The organism is Chondromyces crocatus, assembly GCF_001189295.1.
In the GTDB taxonomy this organism is placed as follows: Bacteria; Myxococcota_A; Polyangia; order Polyangiales; family Polyangiaceae; genus Chondromyces; species Chondromyces crocatus.
The window spans coordinates 8,934,749-8,958,436 of sequence record NZ_CP012159.1; the positions used below are offsets into that span (position 1 = coordinate 8,934,749).

General features: G+C 71.1%; 16 protein-coding genes. 4 read left to right on the top strand and 12 right to left on the bottom strand.

Annotated elements, in window-relative coordinates; translation table 11 throughout:
- Positions 1–2 precede the first annotated feature (2 nt).
- The 9 genes from CMC5_RS32225 to CMC5_RS32265 all read right to left on the bottom strand — a co-directional run bounded on the left by CMC5_RS32225 (position 3) and on the right by CMC5_RS32265 (position 11,842).
- Positions 3–962 (bottom strand): gluconeogenesis factor YvcK family protein, encoded by a 960-nt coding sequence (locus CMC5_RS32225; protein WP_050433992.1) that lies wholly within the window; start codon positions 960–962, stop codon positions 3–5.
- Between the two features lie 20 nt (positions 963–982).
- A complete protein-coding gene (gene hemC / locus CMC5_RS32230) occupies positions 983–1,879 on the bottom strand; it encodes a hydroxymethylbilane synthase (protein WP_156339022.1) in 897 nt (298 codons plus the stop codon).
- Positions 1,880–1,884: 5 nt separating this feature from the next.
- Positions 1,885–3,552 (bottom strand): glutamyl-tRNA reductase, encoded by a 1,668-nt coding sequence (hemA, locus tag CMC5_RS32235; RefSeq protein ID WP_245677896.1) that lies wholly within the window; start codon positions 3,550–3,552, stop codon positions 1,885–1,887.
- Positions 3,549–4,769, bottom strand: a complete 1,221-nt coding sequence (locus tag CMC5_RS32240) for a cytochrome C assembly family protein (protein WP_063796387.1) — start codon at positions 4,767–4,769, stop codon at positions 3,549–3,551. The genes hemA and CMC5_RS32240 overlap by 4 nt, the downstream gene beginning before the upstream one ends.
- A gap of 132 nt (positions 4,770–4,901) precedes the next feature.
- Positions 4,902–5,306 (bottom strand): hypothetical protein, encoded by a 405-nt coding sequence (locus CMC5_RS32245; protein ID WP_050433994.1) that lies wholly within the window; start codon positions 5,304–5,306, stop codon positions 4,902–4,904.
- 69 nt (positions 5,307–5,375) lie between these two features.
- Positions 5,376–6,227 carry a CDP-diacylglycerol--serine O-phosphatidyltransferase gene (gene pssA / locus CMC5_RS32250; RefSeq protein WP_050433995.1) on the bottom strand — a complete coding sequence of 284 codons (852 nt, stop codon included), beginning with the start codon at positions 6,225–6,227 and terminating at the stop codon, positions 5,376–5,378.
- 143 nt (positions 6,228–6,370) lie between these two features.
- Positions 6,371–9,997, bottom strand: coding sequence for a hypothetical protein (locus tag CMC5_RS32255; protein WP_050433996.1), 3,627 nt, complete (start codon positions 9,995–9,997; stop codon positions 6,371–6,373).
- On the bottom strand, positions 9,994–11,166 hold the full coding sequence (locus tag CMC5_RS32260; RefSeq protein WP_050433997.1) for a TolB family protein: 1,173 nt from the start codon (positions 11,164–11,166) through the stop codon (positions 9,994–9,996). Before CMC5_RS32260 ends, CMC5_RS32255 begins: the two co-directional genes overlap by 4 nt.
- A 175-nt stretch (positions 11,167–11,341) precedes the next feature.
- Positions 11,342–11,842, bottom strand: coding sequence for a VOC family protein (locus tag CMC5_RS32265; RefSeq protein ID WP_050433998.1), 501 nt, complete (start codon positions 11,840–11,842; stop codon positions 11,342–11,344).
- Positions 11,843–12,541: 699 nt separating this feature from the next.
- Here CMC5_RS32265 and CMC5_RS32275 point away from each other — a divergent pair.
- Entirely contained in the window at positions 12,542–12,775 is a 234-nt protein-coding gene (locus CMC5_RS32275) for a hypothetical protein (protein ID WP_050434000.1), read from the top strand.
- Between the two features lie 213 nt (positions 12,776–12,988).
- Here CMC5_RS32275 and CMC5_RS32280 read toward each other — a convergent pair whose 3' ends face one another.
- Positions 12,989–14,587 carry a MopE-related protein gene (locus tag CMC5_RS32280; RefSeq protein ID WP_050434001.1) on the bottom strand — a complete coding sequence of 533 codons (1,599 nt, stop codon included), beginning with the start codon at positions 14,585–14,587 and terminating at the stop codon, positions 12,989–12,991.
- Positions 14,588–14,815: 228 nt separating this feature from the next.
- Between CMC5_RS32280 and CMC5_RS32285 the strand changes: the two genes are divergently transcribed.
- The 3 genes from CMC5_RS32285 (at position 14,816) to CMC5_RS32295 (ending at position 18,148) form a co-directional block, all read left to right on the top strand.
- Positions 14,816–16,060 (top strand): glycoside hydrolase family 5 protein, encoded by a 1,245-nt coding sequence (locus CMC5_RS32285; protein ID WP_050434002.1) that lies wholly within the window; start codon positions 14,816–14,818, stop codon positions 16,058–16,060.
- Positions 16,061–16,136: 76 nt separating this feature from the next.
- On the top strand, positions 16,137–17,429 hold the full coding sequence (locus CMC5_RS32290; RefSeq protein WP_169796727.1) for a glycoside hydrolase family 5 protein: 1,293 nt from the start codon (positions 16,137–16,139) through the stop codon (positions 17,427–17,429).
- Positions 17,430–17,692: 263 nt separating this feature from the next.
- A complete protein-coding gene (locus CMC5_RS32295; protein ID WP_050434004.1) occupies positions 17,693–18,148 on the top strand; it encodes a hypothetical protein in 456 nt (151 codons plus the stop codon).
- A 373-nt stretch (positions 18,149–18,521) separates the two neighbouring features.
- Here CMC5_RS32295 and CMC5_RS32300 read toward each other — a convergent pair whose 3' ends face one another.
- Positions 18,522–20,609 carry a S8/S53 family peptidase gene (locus tag CMC5_RS32300; RefSeq protein WP_050434006.1) on the bottom strand — a complete coding sequence of 696 codons (2,088 nt, stop codon included), beginning with the start codon at positions 20,607–20,609 and terminating at the stop codon, positions 18,522–18,524.
- A gap of 164 nt (positions 20,610–20,773) precedes the next feature.
- Positions 20,774–23,686 carry a CHAT domain-containing protein gene (locus CMC5_RS32305; RefSeq protein ID WP_050434008.1) on the bottom strand — a complete coding sequence of 971 codons (2,913 nt, stop codon included), beginning with the start codon at positions 23,684–23,686 and terminating at the stop codon, positions 20,774–20,776.
- Positions 23,687–23,688: the final 2 nt, after the last annotated feature.

Consider the following 23,688-nt stretch of genomic DNA (forward strand, 5'->3'; position numbering starts at 1 on the left):
CTTCACCACCACCCGCGCGCGCGCGCCAGCTCCTCGATCGCGGCCGCCAGCTTGCGCGGGTCGTGCCGGATGAGCCGCCCCTCCGCCAGCAGATCTCCTGTCGCGAGCAGCCCCTCCGGCAGCGCGTCCGGCTCACCGAGAGGCACCGGCCGCGAGCGTTCCGAGGCGTAGTGATCGAGCCGCGCAGACGCCCAGACGGCGTTGTAGAGCACCGCGTCGAGCCGCGCTTCTCCCAGGTACATCGCCATGGTCCCCACGAAATCGCCGACGGTGTAGCCAGGGGTCTCGTTCGGCTTCGTCATCAGGTTGCACACGTAGAGAACCTTGGCGCGACTCTGGGCGATCGCTTCACGCACGCCCTGCACGAGCAGGTTGGGGACGAGGCTGGTGAACAGATCACCCGGGCCGAGCACGATCAGGTCTGCATCTGCGATCGCCGCCAGGGCGGGGGGGTATGCCGCGGCCTCTGGATCCAGGTACACGGAGAGCACGGGGGCCTCCAGCAGGTCGGCCAGCGTGTCGATGGAGGCCTCGCCGCGGATCACCCGATCGCTCTCCAGATGCATCACCAGGTCGACCCGGTCGGCCGTCACCGGGAGCACGCGGTTCTTCACCGCGAAGATCTCGTGCAGCCGATCCACGGTGAGCGGCACCGAGCCGGTGATCTCCTGCACTGCCGTGTAGAGCAGGTTGCGCACCGTGTGTCCGCCGAGGCTCCCGGCGCGGAAGCGGTGGCCGAACAGCTCCTTCACGGCTTCGGGGTGTGAGGACAGCGCCGCGAGGCAGCGGGTGAAGTCGCCGGGCGGCAAGAGGCCGTACTCGTCACGGAGTCGGCCCGAGCTGCCGCCCGAGTCCATCATGGTGACGATGGCCGTGATCTGCGCGTCGAGGGCGCGCAGGCCGGTGAGCAGGGTGTAATGACCCGTGCCCCCTCCGATGGTCACGATGTGCGGCCTCGCCATGGAGCACCCGCCCTCGCCGCCTAGGTCGCCTCGAGCTCCACGCCGAGATCGTGGCCACAGCGCGCGGCTTCGGCGCTGTCTGCGGGCCAGGGGATGCGTCGCTCTCCCGTGCGCTGCCGCGACCCGTCTGGCTCCGCGAGGAAGGCGCGGAGCCACAGCGTGTCGCCATCGCGCACCGCGTAGGCCGCCACCGGGGTGCGGCAGTTGCCCTCCACCGCGGCCATCACCGCGCGCTCGGCCGAGACACGCACCGTGGTCTCGGGATCGGCCACCTTCGCCAGCACGTCCTGGATCGCGGCGTCCGCCACCCGGCACTCGATCCCCAGCGCGCCTTGTCCGATCGCAGGCAGCGACACCTCGGGCTCCAGGATCTCCGTGGCTCGCCCGGCGAGGCCCAGGCGCTTCAGGCCCGCCAGCGCGAGCACGGCCGCATCGACCGTCCCGTCCTCGACCTTGCGCAGACGCGTGTCCACGTTGCCCCGCAGCGGCTCGATCTGGAGGTCCGGGCGCACTGCCCGCAGCGCCACCGCCCGCCGCAGGCTCGACGTTCCCACGCGTGCCCCTTCTGGGAGCGCCCGCAGCGAGACACCAGCTCGCGTGACCAGTGCGTCCCGCGGGTCTTCTCGCGCAGGGATGCATGCCAGGGTGAGCGCTGGGGCGATCTCGGCGGGTACGTCCTTGATCGAGTGCACGGCGAAGTCGGCGCGGCCGTCGAGCAGCGCCTCCTCCAGCTCCTTGATGAACAGGCCCTTGCCGCCGATGTCCTGGAGCGGGCGATCCTGGGTCTTGTCCCCCGAGGTCACCACCTGGAGTTCCTCGATGGTGAGGCCAGGGACGGCGCCCCGGAGGTGGTCGGCGAAGGCGCGGGACTGGGCGAGCGCGAGCGCGGATCGACGGGTCGCGAGAACGAGGCGCATGAAGATCAGACTCCCTTGATCCCCATGGCGCGTGCAGCGCCAGGGGGCATCACGACGGACACCGACGGCACGGCCGGCGGTGGAGGGATGGCCGGCGGAGCGGCCACCGCAGACGACGATACCCCACGGGCGCTCCGGCCGCTCTGGGGCGGTGCGCTCTGACCATCGGCTCGCTGAGGCGTCGCGCGTCCGTCGCCGCTCGGGGGGGGCACGCTGCGTCCCCTGCCGCTCGGGGGCGGCACGCTGCGGCCGATACTGCCCGGGAGCGGGGTGTCACCGGACCTCGAGGCGCCGTTGCTCGCCCCGTCGAACGACAGCGGCAGGAGCTCCCCCTGGGGGGAGCTGTCGAGGTCGAACAGTTCCCGCAGGGCCTCCACATGGTCCTCGGCGCGCTCGTCGCCTGCCATGGCGCGCAGCCGCGTCGTCGGGACGTGGAGCAGCTTGTTCGTCGCCGCCTCGACCATCATCGCCAGCGCCTGGCGGTCGGCGGTGCTCAGGTGCCGCAGCTTGCCCGACAGGCTTCGCTCCACCTCGGCGGCGAGGATGGACCGGGTGCGCGCCCGGAGGTCGACGATGGTCGGCGTCAGTGCCCGCTCCAGGGCCCAGGCCTCGTAGCCCCGCACCTCGTCGCGGACGATCTCCTCGGCGCGCGCGGCCTCGACGGCGCGCTCCTCCAGCGACTGGGCGACGATCTGGGAGAGATCGTCGACGTCGTACAGGTACACGTTGTCGAGATCGTTGACGGCCGGATCCACGTCGCGCGGGACCGCGATGTCGATCAGGAAGAGGCTGCGTCCTCGACGGGCCTTGCGCGCGCGCCGGACGAGATCGACCGGGATCACGTAGGTCGGGCTCGACGTGGAGGAGACCACGATGTCGGCCTCGATCACCGACCGCTCCAGTTCGGACCACGCCCGCGGCTCGCCCCCGACCTCCCGCGCCAGCGCTGCTGCGCGCTCCGGGCTCCGGTTGACGACCGTCAGGCGCGCCCCCGCGCGCACGAGGAGCCGCGAGGCCGCCTCCGCCATCTCCCCCGCGCCCACGAGCAGGGCGCTGCGTCCGGCCAGATCCGCGAAGATCTGGCGCGCCAGTTCGATGGCCACGCTGGACACCGAGACCTGGCCCGCGCCGATGGCCGTCTCTGCCCGTGCGCGCTTGCCGACCTTGAACGCGCGGTGCATCGCCTGGGCGAGCCGCGGCCCCACGCTCCCGGCTTCGCGGGCGGAGACGAGCGCCTCCTTGAGCTGCCCGAGGATCTGCGGCTCGCCCACCACCAGCGAGTCGAGCGACGCCGCCACGCGGAACAGGTGCAGCACCGCGTCCAGTCCGCGCGCTCCGGCGAGGTAGGGCCGGATCCCGTCGCCACCGAGCCCGCAGAGCGCGCCGACGACGGCGTGGAGCGCCTCCATCTCGCGCGTCTGCGTGACTTCGGGCGGCAGCGACGCGGGCGGGCGCTCCGACGTCATCGACCCCGCGCCTCCCGCGCCGCCAGGCCCGCAAGGTGCGGCGTAGATCTCCACGCGGTTGCACGTCGAGAGGACCACCGCCTCGCCGATGGCGGGGTGAGCCACGAGGCGCTGGAGCAGCGTCGGGAGCGCGTCGCGCCCCACGGCGAGCCGCTCGCGGACCTCGATGGGCGCCGTCTTGTGAGACAGCCCGACGACGACGATCACCGGCGGTGGCCTCCACCCGACAGCGCCGCCGTCTCGATCCCCGGCGCTGGCGACGCAACCGTTCCTGGCGACACAGCCGATCCTGGCAACGCAGCCGATCCTGGTGACGCAGCCGATCCTGGCGACGCAACCGATCCTGGCGACACGGCCCACCCGGGCGGGGTGGGGAACACCCTCGATGCTGCGGTCATCCCCACCGGCCCGCCGTCCTGGTGACCCGCCGCAGCGATCGCCGGCCGGAACAGGTACACGACCAGCACCACCCCGGCACACGCGAGCCCGGCGATCGTGCCGTACGCCGCTCGACGCCCGCGCCACCCCGCCGCCGCGCGGAGGAGCAGCACCATGCCCACGAGCAGCCAGGTGGCGTATCCGAAGACGGCGCGCATCACCTCGTCGGGGTGACCCATCTCCAGCCGACGCGCCCAGAAGGTCCCGGTGATCACGCCCAGCGTCAGCGGCAGAAACCCGGCGGCGAGGAAGCGATGGACCGCCCGATCCAGCGTGTCCAGGGCCGGGAGGTTTCCAGGGGCGAGGGCCGCGCGCTTGCGCTTCAGCCGCTTCTCCTGGACCAGGTAGAGCACCGCCGCCGCCCCGGCCAGGAGGAACAGCGCCACCCCGAGCAGGTTCGCGAGCACGTGCGCTGCGATGAAGGCCGGTGAGAGCCCTTGCTCGGCCACGGGCTTCCCGAGAAAGAAGGTGCCCAGGAGGCACACGAGCCCGATCGGCGCGATGACCAGCCCGAGCGCGTCGACGCGGAACCAGCGCCGCGCGAGCAGATAACCCGCCGCCGCGAGCAGCGAGGCGATGGAGAGCATGAAGTGAACCGAGTGCACGGGGCACACGTGCGCGACGAAGCTGGCCATCGTGACGTACCCGGCATGCGCGAGTGCACCGAAGCCGAGCAAGCGTGGTGCGTGGCGGGTGATCGAGGTGACCGCCTGGGCCGGCTCGATCGGGAGCCCGGGGATCGAGGCGCGCCCGATCGGCGGCAATTCTGCGCGGCCGATGGGCTGAAGCTCGCCGCGACCGATGGCGGGCAGCTCCAGGACTGCCGCGGCCGAGAGCGACGACGCGCTGGTCGAGGGGAAGCTCGGCAGCGGGGCGCGCGAACGCGGAGAGCGGGCTCCCGCCACGTCGAGGAAGAAGAGCGCGCTGGCGCCACCGTACAGGAGGAGCGCGGCCGCGAAGGTGACCGCGGAAATGGCCTCGGTCATGGGAGGCCAGGGTAGCGCGGTTCGGCGACGAGGAGGAGACGGTTACGGCAACGTTGCAACCGGGACCAGCTCAGCCAGTGGCCACGAACGGCGTCCGTGCGGCCCGACGCGACGAGTCCACCCGTCGTGCGCTCAGAGCTTGGTGGCCAGGAACGCGGCCAGCATCTCCTCGTCCGACTTTGCTGCGGCGGCCTGGGAGGTCCCCGGCGCTGGCGCCACCCGCCGGTGATCCGAGAAGCTCCCCACCGGCGCGCCGATGAAGCCCTGCATCACATCGTAGGCGTTGTCGCCGATGATCATCGATCCTTCCAGGATCTCGGCGCCCAGCTCCGTGAGGAACGCGCGCGTCTTCACCTTGCCGACCACCTCGTGGGTGTCCGACGTGCCGGTCACCTCGTTGAGCACCCGGATCGCCTCGATGATCTTGTAGCGACGGTTCTCCCCCTTCATCAGGAGCTCGTCGCCCTTCAGCTCGATCCTGTCCGTAGCGATCCACTCGTCGAGCGCGGCCTGCGGGAAGAAAACCCGGTTCCTCATCAACGCTCAGTGTAACCGAAAGCGGGGGGGCGTGATGTGCTGGAAAGGGGGAAGGCGCTGCGGGGCGCCTCAGAGCGGCGGGGTCCCGGGCGGGACGGAGTCGCGGGGCGGGAGCGAAGCGGCGCTGGAGCGCGCATCGGCCTGGACGCCTCCACGCAGGCGGCCGGGGAGCTGCCAGAGTGACTCACAGATGCCGAGCATCACGTAGACCCCGAGGAGCCACACCAGCACGAAGGCCGGCTTGAGCTGCGCCGAGATGAACGCGCTCGATCCGATGGCGAAGGCGACGAACGCCATCGTCCGCGCGTTGAGCTTCACGTCTTTGAAGGACCGGAACCGGATGGTGGAGACCATCAGGAGCGACAGGAGCAGCGTCACCCCCAGGATGGCTGCGGCGTACTCGGCGTTCCCGATCATGCCCCCGGCGGCATGGTTCGCCACCACGATGGAGACGAGGATGCCCGCAGCGCCCGGGATGGGCAGGCCGACGATGTACTTCGACGGCTTGGTCGGCTTGCCGCTCTCGCCCATGGAGAGGACGTTGAAGCGAGCAAGGCGCACGGCCCCCAGCGCCGTGAACAGAAACGCCACGACCAGCCCGACCGTATCGAAGCGATGGAGCGTCCACTGGTAGACCAGGATCGACGGCGCCACGCCGAAGGAGACCACATCGGCGAGAGAGTCGATCTGGAGCCCGAACGCGCTCTGGGTCTTCGTCATCCGCGCGACACGCCCGTCGAGCGTGTCGAAGAACATCGCGAAGACGATCAGGAGGGCAGCGCGGTAGAAATCATTCTCCGTCGTGGCCGTCGCCGATACGCGGATCGAGTCGAACCCGCAGAATATCGAGGACAGCGTGATCAGGTTCGGGAGGAGGAACAACGTCTTCCTCAGCTCCAGCCGCCGCCGTTTCCGCACCATCGGGTCCCTCCTTACAGCTCCGGCTGGTCAGGCTATCCCCTGCACTGCGTCACGCGCAAGAAGCTTGGTCCGGGCCATGAGCTGGAAAGTTCCACTGAATCGCGGATTTTCCTTTCTCGGCATGCCTGTCCGTGCTGCGGGGCTCAGAAGCCGAGCTGCGTCGTGCCTGGCTCGCCCAGCACATCCTGAGGCAACTTCACCGCGGGGTCGAAGCGGCAAGCCATCGGTCGTGCCTCGAAGGAGTCGCGGCTGTCTCTGGCGCGGAACAGCCACGCGTGCGCCAGATCGCCAGGGATGACGGCGGTGAACTCTCCCGTGCCCACAGCGCTGGCCTCCCAGGCTGCGACGCAGGGCTCCTTCGGCGTGCCGTGCAGCACGACCGCCGACGTGAGCAGGGTGAGCGATGGCGGCAGCCCGCCCAGGCCGCTGGGATCGAGCACCACGATCGGGTGGCGCGTCCCCGGAAAGAGCGGGTCACGCCGGGCGAACATCGGGGCCACGATCCTCGGGGTGGCGGCGCGCTCGGTCTGCGAGCAAGGCCGCGGGACGGCAGGGAGATCCCATGGTGTCGGCAGCGCTTGCGCAGGGCCCAGGATGCCGTCGCTCCGGAACACCTGGAACGACGCCCACCCGCGCCTCCGGATCGGGTGGCTGAGCAGGGTGGAGACGCCGATGGCGCCGCCCGCGTAGGACCAGTCGATCTGCACGAGGGGCCCGCCCTCGCCAGGCGGTGGGGCGATGGTGAATGCTTCGATCGCCCAGCCGCCGCTCGTCACGCCGTCGTCCGACGCGCTCGAGGCCCCCGCCTTCCCTGCCCCGCTGCTTGCGGCCACCCCGGCGTGCTGGCGCGCGAGCAGCAGGCCGGTGATCGCGGCGCTGCTGTCGAGGTGAACCATCCCCACCGCGAGGGGTCGTCCCTCCACCCACGCGGCGTCGCTGCTCACCTGCAGCTCGCGATCGGTCCCGCTCCGTGGCCAGCTCGGGTAGTCGAAGCGGTGGCTCTTCCCTCGGCCGGCGGGCTCCACGAAGTACGCCGCGGCGCCATCGGCGTGGGGCCGCATGAACAGGCCGCGCACCGACACCGAGAGGAGCTCTGGCTCGTACGCATCGCCAGCGGCCGGGACGACGTCCCGCAGTTCGAGGGGGCCCACGTCGGGGAGCCTCGTCCGCCCCGAGACCCCATCCATCCAGTTCTCCCAGGCGATCTCCACGTCCCGCAGCGGCATGCCGATCGGTAGGGGTGATCTCGGCGCCCCGGGCAGGCGCATGCGCGCGGCGGCGTAGCCCTCCATCTGGTAGCGGATGGCCAGGCCCATACGGGTCCCCGCTGGTGGCGGGGAGAACAGGGAGCGCTCGACGATCTTCGACTCTCCGATGGGGGCGGAGGCGCCTGCGGGGGCCCGCTCCGGGAGCAGGGCGGCCACCGTGCCCACCGCGCCGCTCGGACTGCGCGTGAGCACCGACCACACCGCTCGTCCCCGCATGATCTCGCTGGCCCCGGGCATGGTCCTCGGGCGGCTGACCACCTGCTCGACCCGGGTCCACGCGCTGCCTCTGGGGAACTCGCAGACCATGGGCGCCTTCAACGCGGCCTCTTCGCGCGGTGGCTCGGGCCCCGAGGGGAGCGGTGGCTCGGCCTGACCGTTCCAGCCCACGCGGGTGACGCTCTGGCCGAGCAAGCACCCGGCCACACCGCAAGCGATGAGCGGTGATGTGCCGGCATCGTGAACGATCGCTGGAGAGAGCGGCAGGTCGACCCAGCGCGCGCCGCCGTCGAGCGACTCCCAGACCATGGGCACCGAGTCTCCCCCGCGCTCCTGCGATGAGATGCTTCCCCCGGCCAGCCCACGACGCCCGACGATCCCGATCGAGGTCGCTCCATCGGGCAGCGGCTGTGTCGACAGGACCCGTCCATCTTCGTCGGTCACCACGAACTGAAGCTCTCCCTGGCGCCCGAGCAGCATCCCGACCGCGCCATCCTCCCCGGGCACGAGCTGGCTCTCGTCCACGACCTGGAGGGCTCCGACGCCCCGGCCCGTGTCTTCCTCGTCGTCCTCGGGCGGCGTCTCCTGCGCGTCCGGATCGGTTGGTGCCCGCTGCGGCGCCACATCGCGCGCGAGGAGCCGCATGGCGAACGTCTCTCCGCCATCGTGCGATACGAACAGCGCCAGGTGGCCGTCCTTCACGCGCTCGCCGACGAAGTACGCAGAGCGCCCGTCGACGGAGAATGCCGGGAGCATCGCCGAACCACCGAGTGCCGGCGCCGCAGCGCGTGAGAGCACCGGACGGTCTCCCTCCATCTGGAGCAGCAACGGCCCCCTCGGACGACACGCCACGTCCCCGGCCGCCGAGGCCTCCGAGGCCGAAGCGTCGGCGTCCTGTCCGGCCTCCTCCGTGGGGCGCTCTCCTCCCCCGGGCTTGCACACCCCGGTGATCAGGACCGTTCCCTCGGGCGAGACCGCGACGGCGATGCCATCGACATGCGGCGTGTCCAGGCGCGTCGCGCGGGACCAGGTCTTCCCGGCGTCATCGCTGCGCAGCACGTCGGCGACGACGAGATCTTCCTCTTCCTTGACGCAGATGCCCACCACCGTGCGCCCGGCAGCGCCGAGCTTCAGGCTGCTGCACGTCTCGCTGCCACGGATGGGAACCGCAGCGAGACCCCCCTCGAAGCTGCCGCTGTAGAAGGTCCACGGCGCGCTCTCGTCCTCGGAACGTTCCACCTCGACGTAGCGTGTCCCGACCAGCGCCGCGCGCTGCATGCGCACCGCCATGGCCGAAGGCGGCAGCCCGGCCTCCGGGGCGGCGTGGAGCCTGGCCGGAAGCTCTCGCTTCACCACCTCGAACGCTTCGGCGCGACGTGGATCCCAGTGGACCGAGCGCAGCATCCCTTCGGCGAGCAGCGATCCCTCGGGCAGCCGGCCGACACGCGACAATCCCTTGGGGCTCACCGGCGCGCGCGCCCAGGTGGTCCCGCCGTCGACGCTGTGGAAGAGCGCCTCGGGGACGGCCAGCGCGAGGGCCTGGCCGTCATCCCCTGCCGCCACGTCGAACGCCCACGGGGCCGCGCCGGTCGGTGTACCGGACGCGGCGGGCGCCGACGGGAGCGGGATGTCCTTCCAGCCTCCCTCGCTCTCCACGAGGCGCAGCAAGCGCCCCTCCTCGGAGACCGCGAGCACCCCCGACGAAGATCCTGTGATCTTCCGCAGCGGCGCGGGCGGTGCGAGCGTCCTCTTGAAGGCGCCGAGCGGCGTGCTGGCCTCGTAGATCGCGCCGCTCTTGCCGAAGAACCACCATGCGCTGGATGCGCCGCGCGCGACGCCCACCAGGTCCTCGACCGCGGGGATCGGGCTCGCCGTCGCAGGCCCCGCGCAGGTGCTCGCTGCGCTGGCCCCCGCGCCTCGGTCCGTGCCCCGCGGCGTGACGAGCCACCGTTGCCCGCCCTCGGCGGTGAGCACGCACTTTCCGTCGGACAGGCGCAGGACGGCCGTCGGCTCGACGGGCAGCAGGGGGTGGTACACCCAGCGCGCCGGCGATGTGTACGTCGGCGTCTGCGAGGTGACGGGGGCCCCCACGGGCGACACCGTCGATGTGGCGGGAGGGGCCGACCCCGAGCAAGCCGGCGTGCCTCCGAGCAGTCCGAGGGTGCCGAGGAGCAGCGCCCACCGCACCCGTTCCACGCGACCGAGCACCTTCTCTCTCACGGCCAGGGGCGTCGGACTCAGGTCCCTCGACGCCCCGGCCTCCGGCGCTCGCCGCGTCAGGCTCATTCGACCCAGCGTGCCACGAACAGGTTCGTTTCGCCGGGCTTGCCGCCGAAGCGGTTGGAGGCGAACACCAGGTACTGGCCGTCCGGCGAGAACATCGGGAAGCCGTCGAACCCTTCGTAGTGGGTGATGCGCTCCGGCGTCGGCGCGCCCTCCGGCCCCGGCGTGCCTTCGCTGTCGACGACGAACAGCTCGAAGTTCGGGACGCCTCGGTGCCCGGGGGGGGAGGCCATGTCCGAGGAGAAGATCACGCGGCGAGAGTCCGGGAGGAAGTACGGGCCGAAGTTCGCGCGGCCGTTCTTGGTGATGGTCCGGGGGTTGGCGCCGTCCGCCGAGGCGACGACGATCTCCAGCTTGCTCGGGCGGACCATGCCCTTGGCGAGGAGGGCCTTGTACTCCTCCAGCTCCGCGCCCTCGGGCCGGCTGGCGCGCCAGACGAGCTTGGTGGAGTCGGGGGAGAAGAAGGCGCCACCGTCGTAGCCCGGGGTGGTCGTGATGCGCTTGATGTCGGTGCCGTCGAGGTTCGAGGTGTACAGGTCGAGGTCGCCGTCACGCGTGCTGGTGAAGACGATGCGCGAGCCGTCGAAGGCGATGGTGGCCTCGGCGTCGTAGCCCTTGCCCGTGATGAAGGGCTTGATGTCGGTGCCGTCGGGGTTCGCGGTGTAGATGTCGAACTCGTCGAGGGGCCAGACGTAGCCCTGGGACCGGTCGGGCTTGGGGGGGCAGGCGGGGCTGTGCTCGTGGGAGGAGGCGAAGAGGACCTTCTCCGGTCCCTTGTCGCCCGGGTAGAAGAAGTAGCTGCAGGTGGTCTTGCCCTGGCCGTTGGAGACGCGGTTCGTCTCGCCGGTGCCGAGATCCAGGAGGTAGATCTGGTCGCACTCGTCGTTGCCGCGGGTCGACTGGAGGATGAGCTTGCGGCTGTCCGGCGACCAGTAGGCTTCGGCGTTCTCACCACCGAAGGTGAGCTGGCGCAGCTCGGTGAGGTGCTTCTCCTTCGGGTCGGACTCGACCGGCTTGCCCGCGCGGATGCGGAAGGGGAGCCACTCGGGCTTGGCGGTGGTGGAGGCCTCCGGCATGGCGCCGAGCGGCTCCTTCGGGGGGGTCTCGGAGCTTCCACAAGCGGCCGAGAGGAGCGCCGGGACGGCGAGGAGGAGGGGAAGCAGGCGGCTCATGGCGGCGCACTCTAGTACAGGTCGTCACCCCTGGGTCGAGGGGTGGCGCGGTGCGGGGGTCGGGCGGGGTTCCTGGGTCGGCACGTCGGGCTGGCCCCTGGCCGCGCGGCGCAAGCCCCTTCAGGAAGGGGACTGGAGCGTCCAACGAGGGTCCGGAGGGCCGAGTTCTCTCGGTTCAGCCGTCCGCTGCCTTCAGCAAGGCGGCGATGTCGAGCTTCTTCATCTGCATCATCGCGGCCGAGGCGCGGGTGGCCCGGGCCGGGTCGGGGTCGCTCAGGAGCTGGTAGAGGACGACGGGCGTGACCTGCCAGGAGAGGCCGTAGCGGTCCTTCAGCCAGCCGCACTGCTGGGCCTTCTCGTCGCCGCCCTCGGAGAGACGCGTCCAGTAGTGGTCGACCTCGGCCTGGGTGTCGCACTTGATGACCAGGGAGATCGCTTCGGTGAACTTGAAGATGGGGCCGCCGTTGATGGCGGCGAAGTCGACGCCGTCGAGCTGGAAGTCGATGGCGAGCACGGTGCCCTCCGGAATGCCCGAGATCTCCGCGCTCTCCTTGCCGTGGCGGGTGATGGTGCCGATGTGGGAGTTGGGGAAGATCGAGGTGTAGAGTGCCACGGCTTCTTCGGCCTGGCGGTCGAACCAGAGGCAGGGGCTGATGCGCTGGATTTTCGTTTGCATGGTGGTCGTCCTTGCTGGGGGTCGATGTTCGTGGTGGTGAGCCGGGTTCCAGGACTTCCGCGCCCCGTTCCCCCCGTGTTCACGCTCGTTGCTCCATGGACCCCGGGTGGGCGTGAAACTCATCGGTCGACGTGACGAAATCGTCATCGGGGCTCTTTCCCCCGGCAATGCGGCGCCGAGGCTTCCCGCTGGGCGTCGCGCGGGCACCTCTTTGCGTCTGCGGTCGAGGAGGCTCGCCGCGGTTCAGGCAGTCCGTGCAGTGGGTCAGGCAGTCCGTGCAGTGGGCGGGAGGATCGGGGTGACGGCCTGAAGGCTTCGGCCCCCACACTTCCCCTCACCTGTACGCAGCAGCCTTGCCCTGCCCTTTAGCCTTCCGGGCGTTGCTGTCGGGCTCCGAGACGTTGCTGTCGGGCTCCGAGACGTTGCTGTCGGGCTCCGAGACGTTGCTGTCGGGCTCCGGGGCGTGGCAGTCGACCTCCGGGGCGTGGCAGTCAGCCTCCGGGGCGTGGCAGTCAGCCTCCCGGGACATGGCAGTCGGCCTCCGGGGCGTGGCAGTCGGCCTCCCGGGACATGGCAGTCGGCCTCCGGGGCGTGGCAGTCGGCCTCCCGGGACATGGCAGTCGGCCTCCGGGGCGTGGCAGTCGGCCTCCGGGACGTGGCCATCGGCCTCCCGGGACATGGCCATCGGCCTCCCGGGACATGGCAGTCGGCCTCCGGGACATGGCAGTCGGCCTCCGGGACGTTGCAGTCAGCCTCCGGGACGTTGCACTCGGCCTCCCGGACGTCGCGGTCAGCCTCCGGGACGATGCACTCGGCCTCCGGGACGTTGCACTCGGCCTCCGGGATGTTGCAGTCGGCCTCCCGGACGTCGCGGTCAGCCTCCGGGACGTCGAAGTCCTCCTTCGGGAGGTCGACCTTCCTCCTTCAGGGTGACGACGTGTTCCTCGGATGATCTGGAGCACCTCTCGACCCGTTCCAGCGCCGAGCTGGAGCACGGTGGTGTCCGCCAGCGTTCGTCGGGCTCCAGCGGGCGAGACCACGCTTTTGCCCTCGTGCCTCGGCGGGCTCGCGGCTCTCTGGCAGGCTCGGTCCGGGGTTGGTCGGTGCTCTTGGAGGTAGGGCGATGCTGTCGACGCGAGGTCGAGATCAGAGCGTCGGTGTCGTCGGGTTGGTCGTGCGACGACGAGGCCGACGGCGCAGGCCGAGGAGGCCCAGGGCCAGCAAGCCGACGCTGCCGAGGCCCGCGGCTTCTTGCGCGCCGGCCGCGCGGCAGCCGCAGCCGCTCTCTTCACCCGCGCTGCCGTTGCCGCCGCTCGATGTGCCGCCGTCGCCGCCGACGCCACCGGCGCCGCCGTTGCTCTGGGAAGAGCCGCCGACGCCGATGCCGGAGCCCGTGGAGTTGCCGCCAGCGCCGCCGACGCCGGCCGAGGGGTCTTCCACGCAGGCGCCCTGTTCGCAGATCTGGCCGGTGGGGCAGACGGCGCCGTCGCAGGAGTCGATGCAGGTGCCGGCGACGCAGTGGGTGCCGGGCTGGCAGGTGACGGTGAGGCAAGCCTCTTCCATGCAGAGGCCGCCCTGGGTCTCGCAGGCGAGGCCGGTGGCGCAGGGGGCGCACGCGCAGCTCGACTTGCAGACGCCGCCGTCGCAGACCTGGCCGTCTTCACACATCACGTTGGCGCAGGGGTCGACGCAGACGCCGACGCGGCACACGGTCGGGTGCGGGCAGACCACGCCGTCGCAGGGGGCTTTGCAGGTGCCGGCGGTGCAGACCTCGCCCGCGGGGCAGTTCACGTTCGCGCAGGAGGGTTCGACGCAGAAGCCGTTCGCGTCGCAGACCTTGCCGTCGAAGCACACGAACTCGCCGGTGCCGCACGCTTGCACGCAGGTGCCCTTGTCGCAGACGTAGCCCTGCTGGCAGAGGTCGCCCTGGTCGACGAGGCCGTCGCAGTCGTTGTCGATGCCGTCGCAGACCTCGGCACCGGCCGGCACGAGCGGCGCGCACACCACGCCGCCAGCGGCACACTGGGTCACCCCCTGGGCGCACACGCCGAGCAGGCCGGTGTCGCAGGGCTCGCCGCCGTCGGAGCAGGTGAGGCCCTCGAAGAAGTAGACGTAGTCGTTGTAGTCGCCATCGTTGTTGAAGCTGTTCGGGGTGTTGCCGACGTTGCCGTCTTCGAAGGCGAGGTAGTAGGCGTTCGGGGTGACGACGGAGTGGTAGATGACGGCGGTGATCCAGGGGCCGGGTGGGTTGCAGCCCGTGCAGATGGGGTTCCACTTGGGCTCGGAGTAGTGCGTCTGGCCGCCGACGAGGGCGAAGCCGATCTCGCCGCCCGCGTAAGCCGGGCTGTTACGGATGTCGGCCGCGGTGATCACGGTGTTCACCGGTGCGTTGGCGGGGACGATGACGTGGATGTCGGCGAGGGCCGGCGGCATCGTCGCCGCCGGGTCGGCGTTGTACCAGCCGACGCCGAGGGTGGAGCTGGACTGCTTGAGGACGAAGGTCGCCCTGAACTCGCACAGGGGCGAGAAGGTGGACGGGGAGGTGGTGCCGTCCTGCTGGTAGTCGATGGCCTCGCCTCGGTTGGCGAACAGCGTGTAGAGCTGCGTCTCGCCGTTGTTCGAGTCGACGGGCATCACGACGCCGTTGGGCTGGGTGACGAGCGCGGATGCTGGCTGCGCCGTCACCAGCGTCGCGAGCACCAGGGACGCGCCGAGAACAGGGACGAAGGCGAGATTCCGCGTCATGGACTGGACATATCAGAGCCGGGGGCGCGCTGGGCACTTTTGCCGGGCCGATCCGCGGGAACATGGCGGGCCAGCGCCGGGGTGGAGGGGACAGGAAGACGCGCCAGCGTGGAGGCGTGTAGGTGGAGGGGTGCAGGAGGGAGACTGACGCCAGGAGAGGTCGAGACGCACGGTTCCGGCGGGTCGGGCGGATGGTGCGCTCGGAGGCACCTCGCCTAGCGTGGAGGGATGAAGCAGCTCGTCTTCTTCGCCCTGGGTCTCGCGCTCTGCGCCTGCGGCGGCCAGATGGAGGACCCTCCAGGAGGTGGTGCCATCGGCGGCAACCCCGGGGTGGGCGGGAGCGGTGGTGACGTCGGTCGTCCAGGGGAGCTCCCCGCCCTCCCCCTGCGCATCCTGGGACGCTGGATCCTCGATGGCGACGGGACGCGGTTCAAGCTGGCCAGCGTGAACTGGTACGGGGCCGAGAAGCGAGATCACGTGCCCGCCGGGCTGGAGCGCGCTCACCGTTCGGACATCGCCCGGCGAATCCGGAGGATGGGGGTCAACTCCGTACGCCTGCCCTGGTCCAACGAGCTGGTCGAGACGGACCCGGTGGTGGGCGATGAGGTGATCGCGGCGAACCTCGATCTCGGCGGACGACGCGCGCTCGAGGTGCTCGATGCGGTCATCGAGGCGCTGGCCGCCGAGGGACTCGTGGTCATCCTGGACAACCATTCGAGCGACACCGACGCCTGCTGCGACGAGACGGACGGCAACGGGCTCTGGTACACGAGCACGTACACCGAGGAGCGCTGGCTCGCGAGCTGGAGGGCGATCGTGACCCGCTACCTGGACCAGCCGGCGGTGGTGGCCGCGGAGCTGCGCAACGCGCTTCGGCCCGCGAACGGCGTGACCCCGGTCTGGGGCGGAGGGGACCCGGCGACCGACTGGCATGCCGCGGTGCAGCGCGGCGGGAACGCCGTGCTCGAGATCAACCCGGATCTCCTGGTCGTCGTGCAAGCGCTGGACGGCGCAAGTGATCTGAGAGCCGCGGGCACGTTGCCCGTCCAGCTCGCGGTCGAGAACCGGCTCGTGTACGCGGTGCACGACGACCAGCGATTCTACCCCGGGGTGAACACGCCCGAGGATCTGACAGGTCCACTCGAGGACCACTGGGGGCACCTGCTGGCGTACGACCAGCCCAACAAAGCCCCGATCTGGATGAACGAGTTCAGCACCTGCCACACGAGCGTCACCTGCGTGAACGACGAGAGCGGTCGGGGGCTCTGGTTCCAGTCGCTCCTCGTGTACCTGAGCCAGAACGACGTCGACTGGGGGTACTGGGCGCTCAATGGGACGCAAGCGAGGGGGATGGAGGGGACGTTCGGTGAGGAGGACACGAACGGCTTGCTCGACACGTTCTGGAGGGCGCCCGCCAGTCTGGATCTGCTGGTGCAGCTCCAGCTCCTCATCCCGCCCAACCAGGGGCCTTGAAGTCGGGTCATCCCGCCCAACCAGGGGCCTTGAAGTCGGGTCGTCACGCCTCTCGGGTTCGCGTAGCCTCCGCGGCATGAAGCAGTTTGCGTCCTTTGCTCTGGCTCTCGCGCTGTGTGCCTGCGCAGCAGGGACCCAGCCCGGGAGTGCCTCGGAGTCGACCTCCAGCAGCAGCTCGGGCGGCCCGGGCAGTGGAGGGAGCGGCGGTGAGGGAGGTGCCGGCGGCGGTCAAGGAGGGAGCGGGGGGATGGACGAGCCCGTGCCGCTCCCCGCGCTGCCTCTGCGCACCAGCGGGCGCTGGATCCTCGACGCCAACGGGCAGCGGTTCAAGCTGGCCAGCGTGAGCTGGTACGGGGCCGAGGAGATGGACTACGTGCCCGCGGGGCTGGAGCGCGCGCACCGCAGCGCGATCGCGAAGCAGGTGCGGACGATGGGGTTCAACTCCGTGCGGCTCCCGTGGTCGAACGAGATGTTCGAGCTGAACCCGGTGGTGAGCGACGGGGTGATCGCGGCGAACCCCGATCTCGAGGGGCGGCGCGCGCTGGAGGTGTTCGACGCGGTCATCGAGGCGCTGGCGCACGAGGGGCTGGTCGTGATCCTGGACAACCACGTGAGCGACGCAGACTGGTGCTGCAGCGACACGGACGGGAACGGGCTCTGGTACACGAACGGTTACCCGGAGGCGAGCTGGCTCGCCGACTGGCGGGGCATGGTCACGCGGTACCGGAACCAGCCGGCGGTGGTGGCCGCGGAGCTGCGCAACGAGCCTCGGCCTGCGAACGGGGTGACGCCGGTCTGGGGTGGGGGTGATCCAGCGACCGACTGGCATGCAGCCGCAGAGCGGGGCGGGAACGCGGTGCTCGGCGTCGACCCGGACCTCCTGATCGTGGTGCAAGGGCTGAACTACGGGGCCGATCTGAGCGGTCCGTACACCCTCCCCATCCAGCTCGCCGTCGAGAATCGGCTCGTGTATGCGGCCCACGACTACGCCTGGTTCCACAATGGCCTCGCCAGCTACCAGGATCTGAAGGCGACGCTCGGCGACGCCTGGGGCTACCTGCTGGTGCAGAACCAGCCCTACACGGCGCCCGTGTGGGTGAGTGAGTTCGGGACGTGCCACACCAGCGCGACTTGCGTGACCGACACGACGGGTCAGGGGTTCTGGTTCTCGTCGATCCGGCAGTACCTGATCGAAGCCGACATCGACTGGGCGTACTGGGCGCTCAACGGGACCCAGGCGCGAGGGACGGGGCGGACGTTCGGCGCCGAGGAGACCTACGGGGTGCTCGACACGTCCTGGAGTGCGCCCGCGAGCGCAGCGCTGCACGGCGCGCTGGAGGCGATCATCCCCGTGACCCAGGAGCCCTGACGCTCCTGCCACCAGCCTTTCGACGACCGGGCTCGCCGCCCGGACGAGCGGAGATCGATACCGAATTCGCCGCCCGGACGAGCGGAGATCGATTTCGTCATTCGCTTGTCAGATGGAGCTGCGGACGCTCGTAGACCCTGGAGCCGGTGACGATCTCCAGGGCGCGGGCGCGCTCGTGAGCGTCGATCGCTGGCGTGACCAGATCACACATGCATCCCGCGCGCGGTGCGTTCCGAGCCCGTGCGCGAAGAAGGGACAGTTCCATGAAGATTTCGCCATTCCGCGGTCTCCCGGCGCTCTTCGCGTTCACCCTGGCAGGGTTGACGGCTTGCGTGCAGGAGTCGCCGCCGATCCTGGACGAGGAAGAGGGAGCCGTGCGCACCGAGGAGTCCATCGAGGCGCTCTGCGACAGTGCGTCGCACTGCTGCCCGGTCACGGAGTCCTGTGCCGGACTCACGGACGCGGAACTCCTGGCCCGTTCGAGCAATCCGCAGCGCTTCGGCACCTGCTACTGGCACGATCAGAGCGCATGCCCGGGCTGCGCGTGCCCCTTCTACCTGAAGAACACGCAGCTCCCTCCCCCCAGCGGCTTCGACGGTGGGACGGGCTGCCTCCCCTCGCAGCAAGCGGTGCTGAAGGAGCTCCGCAGGCTCTGCGCGAGCGGGCAGTGCGGCTGTGAATTCGGTGCGGTGATCGAGCCGCCCCTCTCGCCACTCTGATGCATGGAGGCATCGGGTCAGGAGCGCCAAGGGCACGCCGGTCTTCCCATCGGCGGGGTCTCACGGCGCAACGAACTCGACGCTTTGACGAACTCGACGCGTTTCCGACGCGGTGCAACGTTCTGCATCACCCGCCCTGATCCCTCGCCCTGATCCCTTCGGCATCGACCCCGGTCCAGATCAGGGCCCCACCTGCTGCGTGACCCGCAAAGAGAAACGCGACCCGCAGCCTGGCCGTGGCGAGGCTCGCGTTTGCCGAGCGAGAGCACTCCTCGGCTGAACGAAGCCGCCTGCCGGAACGGAGCACGGGGCCAGCGACGCAAGGGGCGGGAGTTCCGCCCGACAGCGAGGGGAGGCCAGACGGGATGCTTGCTCAGCGTCGGATCAGGATCTGCTCGGTGACGGAGCTGGTCTCGTCGGTCTCGGTGTCGGTCACGACCCAGGCGATGGAGGCGGACTGGACCGAGGAGAGGTCGCTGGACCAGGCGATGTCCATGATCGAGAAGGGCTCGGTCGAGGCGCGGATCTGGCGGAGAGGGACGAGGGCGTACGAGACGGTGCGCGGGCGCTGGCCGAGGAATTCCGGTCCGGTGAGGGTGAGGGTCGTCTGGGTGAGGACGCGGCGCTGGGGGTAGTCGGAGGCGATCTCGATGTAGAGGCTGCCGTTCGAGGGCTGGAAGATGCAGGCACCACAAGGGGGGCGCTCGGGCTGAGGGTGGACCCACGGCGCTGCGGCAAGGCTGCGGTAGCGTCGGGGTTCGGGGAGAACGTCGAGCCGGGTGTGAGGACCGAACAAGGGGGGCGCGGTGGCGAGGTCTGTCGCGAGAGCGCTCAGCAAGGATGGGGTCCAGGAGGGGTTCTGCGCAGGTTGCGGCGGTGGGAAGGAGGCGCAAGGGACGCCAGTGGGTGGGCAGGTGGAGGTGCCACCGCCAGGAGGACACGCGGCGGCGAGCGCGCGGCAGCGGGTGACGCGACGGACGAGATCGGAGACGCCGGAGGCGTGGAAGTCGGCCTTGCGCGAGAGGATCGGGCCGGCGCGGTAGACGAGGTCCATGATCTCGGTGGCGGTGAGGTCGGGGCGGTAAGCCCAGGTCGCAGCGGCGATTCCGCTGACGGCCGCAGCAGCGACGGAGGTGCCGGTGAGCGGTGCAGGGAGGGAGAGGCCGGGCTGTCCTGCGGTGCCATGCAAGGCCAGGGCGGCAAGGCGCGGGTTGCCTTCAGGGCGGGCGCGCACGATGGGTCGATCGGCGTGGTCGACGCCACCCACGGCGAACAGGAGGGCGTCGTCGATCGGTGCGCCAGGGGCTTCAGGGGGCGACGGTGGTGTGTAGCGGAGCGGAAGGGCGCTGAAGGGGGTGGCGTAGCCTGTGCCTTCGAGGTCGGTGCACCGGCTGGACGAGGGTGCGGGCTCCACGGACCAGGCGGCAGGACAGGTGGGGCCAGACGGCATCGGGGTGCCTGCCGGGTAGTGGGGTTCGGGGCCGCCTGGATCGTTGCCGGCGGCGGCGATGAGGAGCGCACCGTGGCAAGCGGCATGCTGGAGGGCGAGGAGGACCGCGCGCTCGGGGAGCGGCAAGAGTTCGGGGGCGCTCGGATCGCCACAGCCAGCGTCGGGTTCCCAGCCGACGCTGAGGTTGATGACGAGGCGGCGCTGCGCCGGGTAGGCGGCTTTCCAGGCGTCGACGGCGCGGTGGATGGCCTGGGCGAGCTGGCCACGGGTCCCGAAGTAGCCGCCCTGGGCGAGGTCGACGGTGGCGTTGTCGATGTGCGGGAGGGCGAGCTGGGTGCTGAGGTAGGCGGTGCAGGGGCCGCCGGCAGGGCACGCGAGGTCGCGCGCGAGCCAGGCCATGGTGTAGCCGTGGTCCAGTCGTCCGCGCGGGATGCTGCCCGTCACGCCATCGGGTCGGGCGTCGGGGGAGGTGTCGGCGACGGCGATGGCAACGGGAGAGGGGGTGCCGCCTTGCGGGAGCGGGCCGCTGGCGTCGAGCTGGGCGAGGAGCTGGTCGTGCAACCAGGGGCGTGAGGCCGCCTGGAGCTGGCCGGCGAGGGGTTCGACGACCACGCAGTCTTCTTCGATCGCGGTCGCTCCCTGGGTCGTGAGCGCGGTGTGGAGGGCGGTGATGGGCTGCGGTGGGACAGGGCCAGGGAGGCCGGCGTGGTCGTAGAGGCAGAGCGAGGAGAGCCCTGGTGGCGCGGCGGCGCCGAAGAGGGGGGCCATGATCCAGCCCAGGGGTGGTGCGGGGCAGGTGCCAGGTGGCGGGATGTGGGCGATCCAGCGGCGTCCCGTGCAGCCGAGGGGGCCCGTCGTGCTCGCCAGGGGATGCGCGCCGGTGAGGGTGAGGGTGCCCGGTTCGGCGGTGGGATCGGGCGGGGGCTCGGGTTCGTGGAGTTCGCTACACGCTGCGGTCAGGAGGCCGGCGAGGGCGCAGGCGAGGATCGGGGTCGGGGGGAGGTGCTCCATGATCTGCTCCGGAAGGCCGGCGCTCGGGGGTGAGGCTGGCGATGCGGTCTACGATCCGAGGAGGGCGCGTTTGACAGGAGATGCGCCGAGGGCGCTCGGGCGACGGCGATGTTCACCCAGGCGGCGATGTTCACCGGGCGGCGATGACCACCGGGCGGCGATGTTCACGGGACGAGGACGCGGAAGCTCGCGAGGTGCGCGCTCGATGGGTCGGTGCGCAAGGAGAGGTGGGCGAGGCGGAGGGCAGCGGCGAGATCCAGGGTCGGGTCGGAGGCGAGGGCGGTGTGGACGGCGCCCATCAGGCGCTCGGTGAGGTGGTCGTCGACGGGGCGCATGGCCGCAAGGATCTCGGTGGAGCCCGCGACGGCGAAGGCCTGGGCGAGTCCGAGGCCAGCAGCGGCATGCTCGCCGTGGCTGCGCGCGGTTTCGCAGGCGGAGAGGATGACGCGGCGGGGGGCGCGGCGGAGGGTCATGATGTCGGCGAGGGTGAGCCATCCTCCCTGGGCGAGGGGGAGGCCGCTCTCCCAGGCGTCGAGGCCCTGGTAGATGCCGTGGCCGGCGTAGTGGAAGAGGGAGAGGTCCTGGGCTTCGAGGGCTTCGCGGACGGCGAGGTGGGTGGCGTCGGGACCCTGGAGCAGGAGGGGGCGCGCACGAGCATCCTGGGGGGCGAGGGCTGCGAGCGTCGTCTGGGCTTCGCGGCGGGCGGCCGGGAGGTCGCCTCGAGGGTCGGCCACGATCACCACGCTGCCCGGAGGTTGCGCAGGGGGAGGTGGCGCGGGGGGTGCCGTGGGCTGCGTCTCGGGTGCGAGGGGGCCAAGGGGCGAGGGAGGACGGGAGAGGTCGAGGCCGTAGACGATGGGGAGGTGTTCGATGAGGGGCGCTCCCTCCCAGGGCAGGGTGTGCAGATCGAGGTGCTCCAGGGGGCCGAAGGGCGCGACGCGCACGCGCCGGGCATGCTGGAGGCGTTCGCGAAAGGGCGTGAGAAGCTGCGCTGCAAGGGCGTCGAGCGGGGCGCGCAGGTCGATGGGGCCGAGCGGATGGACCTGCACGCGCTCGGGGGTGATCGCGAAGCCGACCCAGCCTTCGCGGACAGGGTGGTAGACGAGCTGGACTTCGTCCGAGGTCGGCTGGGGGAGTGCGCCAGACCGGGTGTTCGGCTCGGCACCGCGAAGATGGGTGGACTCCGCGTCGCGGGGATGGGTGGGCTCGGCGCCGAGGCGGGAGAGGGCCTCGTCGAGGGCTTCTCGTAGCGCGCCGTGCGTCAGGCGCCGTGCAGCCACGGTCTCGGCGAGGTGCGCGCTGGAAAGCTTCCAGTCGTTCGCGGCGGCTTCGTCGAGGTGGGCGCGCTCGCGGCGGTAGCGCGCGACAGCGGTATCCCATCGGGCACGCTCGTCCGGGGGAAGTGCGCCGAGGCGATCGGCCCAGCGCAGGGCGCGAAGAAGGCGAGCGCGGCTCCGGCGTGCGGCTTCGGCAGCTTCCCGGAGCACCGCCTGCGCGCCAGCAGGGTCATGGCCGTGGGCGTCGAGGGCGCGGGCGTGGCGGACGAGGAAGTCGATGCGCTGGCGTGCGCCCAGCTCGTGGCCCGCGAGGAAGGTCTCGCGGCCTTCGCCGAGGGGGACGAGCAGGCTGGCGTCCTCGATGCGGTCCTCGGCCTCGGCGTGAGCGAGACGGGCGTCGTCCGGGCGATGGAGGGCCTCGAACACCTGGGCCCGGCCCAGAGCGGCCTGGAGCGCCGCCGCGGGGAGCAGGGCGCCGTCGGCGATGTGGACGAGTCGTTCGTAGGCGGCGAGGGCTTCGGTGGTGCGGGCCTGGGCGAGGGCGATGCGGGCTTCGAGGAGGAGCCACCAGACACGGAGTCTGGGATCGGCATCGGGTGTGAGTGCGCGGGCCTGGTCGAGGTGGCGGAGGGCGTCGTCCGGTGCGCCGCGTTCGAGCGCGGCGAGGGCGAGGTTGGTTCGCACGTTGGCGAGATCGGCGGGCTCGGGGCAGGCCTCTCGGTACAGGGCGAGGGCCTCTTCGAGCGGGGGAAGTGGGTCTTCGTCCCCTCGTTCGAGCGCGCTGACGGCGCGGAGAGCGATCCAGCCGCGATCGTTGGCGAGATGGGCTCTGCGACAAGGGCTGCCTCCGGGGCCGAGGGCGTGCTCGGCCTGGCGCAGAAGGCGCATGGCTTCTGCGTGACGGCCCAGCAGAGAGAGGGTGGTGGCCCAGGGCTGGAGGACGTCGATGCGATGGTCGTCGAGGCCGAGGCGCTCGGCATCCTCGGCGGAGGCTCGGAAGAGGCGGAGGGCTGCGCGGAGATCGCCGGTCTCGTAGGCGAGGAGACCGCGGTAGTAGGCGGCGGTGGCGCGGCCATCGGGGGAGAGCTGGAGGAGGTCGTCGAGGCCGTCGAGCGCCTCGCGCGCCTCGGGGAAGCGGCGCCCCTGGTAGAGCAGGGTGTACGCGAGGGCGAAGCGGTCGTTCAGCTCGTCGGAGACGCGCCCGGCCTCCCGGTCCAGGCGCACGGCATCGCGCAGGAGCGCCACGGCACGGTCGATGTCACCACGGCTCCGTGCGATGCGCGCCCGCTTGCCGGTCACGGCCGCGCGCACGGCGGGATGAGGGTCGTCAGCGACGAGGGCGAGGTGCTTCTCGGCATCGTCGAGCCGACCTTCTCGGCGGAAGGCCTCGGCCTCGTCGAGGGCAGGCGGCAGGACGCGGGGGGCGAGGAGGATCTCGCGCACGCGCTCGGATGCACCGCGCTTCGCGGTCACGCGGAGGGAGCGTGCCGCATCGGGGATGGGGACGAAGCGGCGCACACCGTCACGCGCGGGAAGGCCGAGCGGGAGCAGCACCGGGCGCGCGTCGAGGGCAAGGTGGAGGGATGCGTCGGCGTCCGTGGCGATCCAGAGCCGCAGCAGACCGCTGCGAGGGATCTCGCAGAGCGGGCCGTCGTGCCGCACGTCGAGCCGTACCGCGCTGCAGCCAGAGGCCTCGACGGTGAGCGACACGCCAGCGCCCTCCACGAGGGGCGCTGGATCATGGCAAGCAGCGGTGGCGGCGAGGAGGGTGGTCAGGAGAAAGAGAAACCCGAAGCGCATCC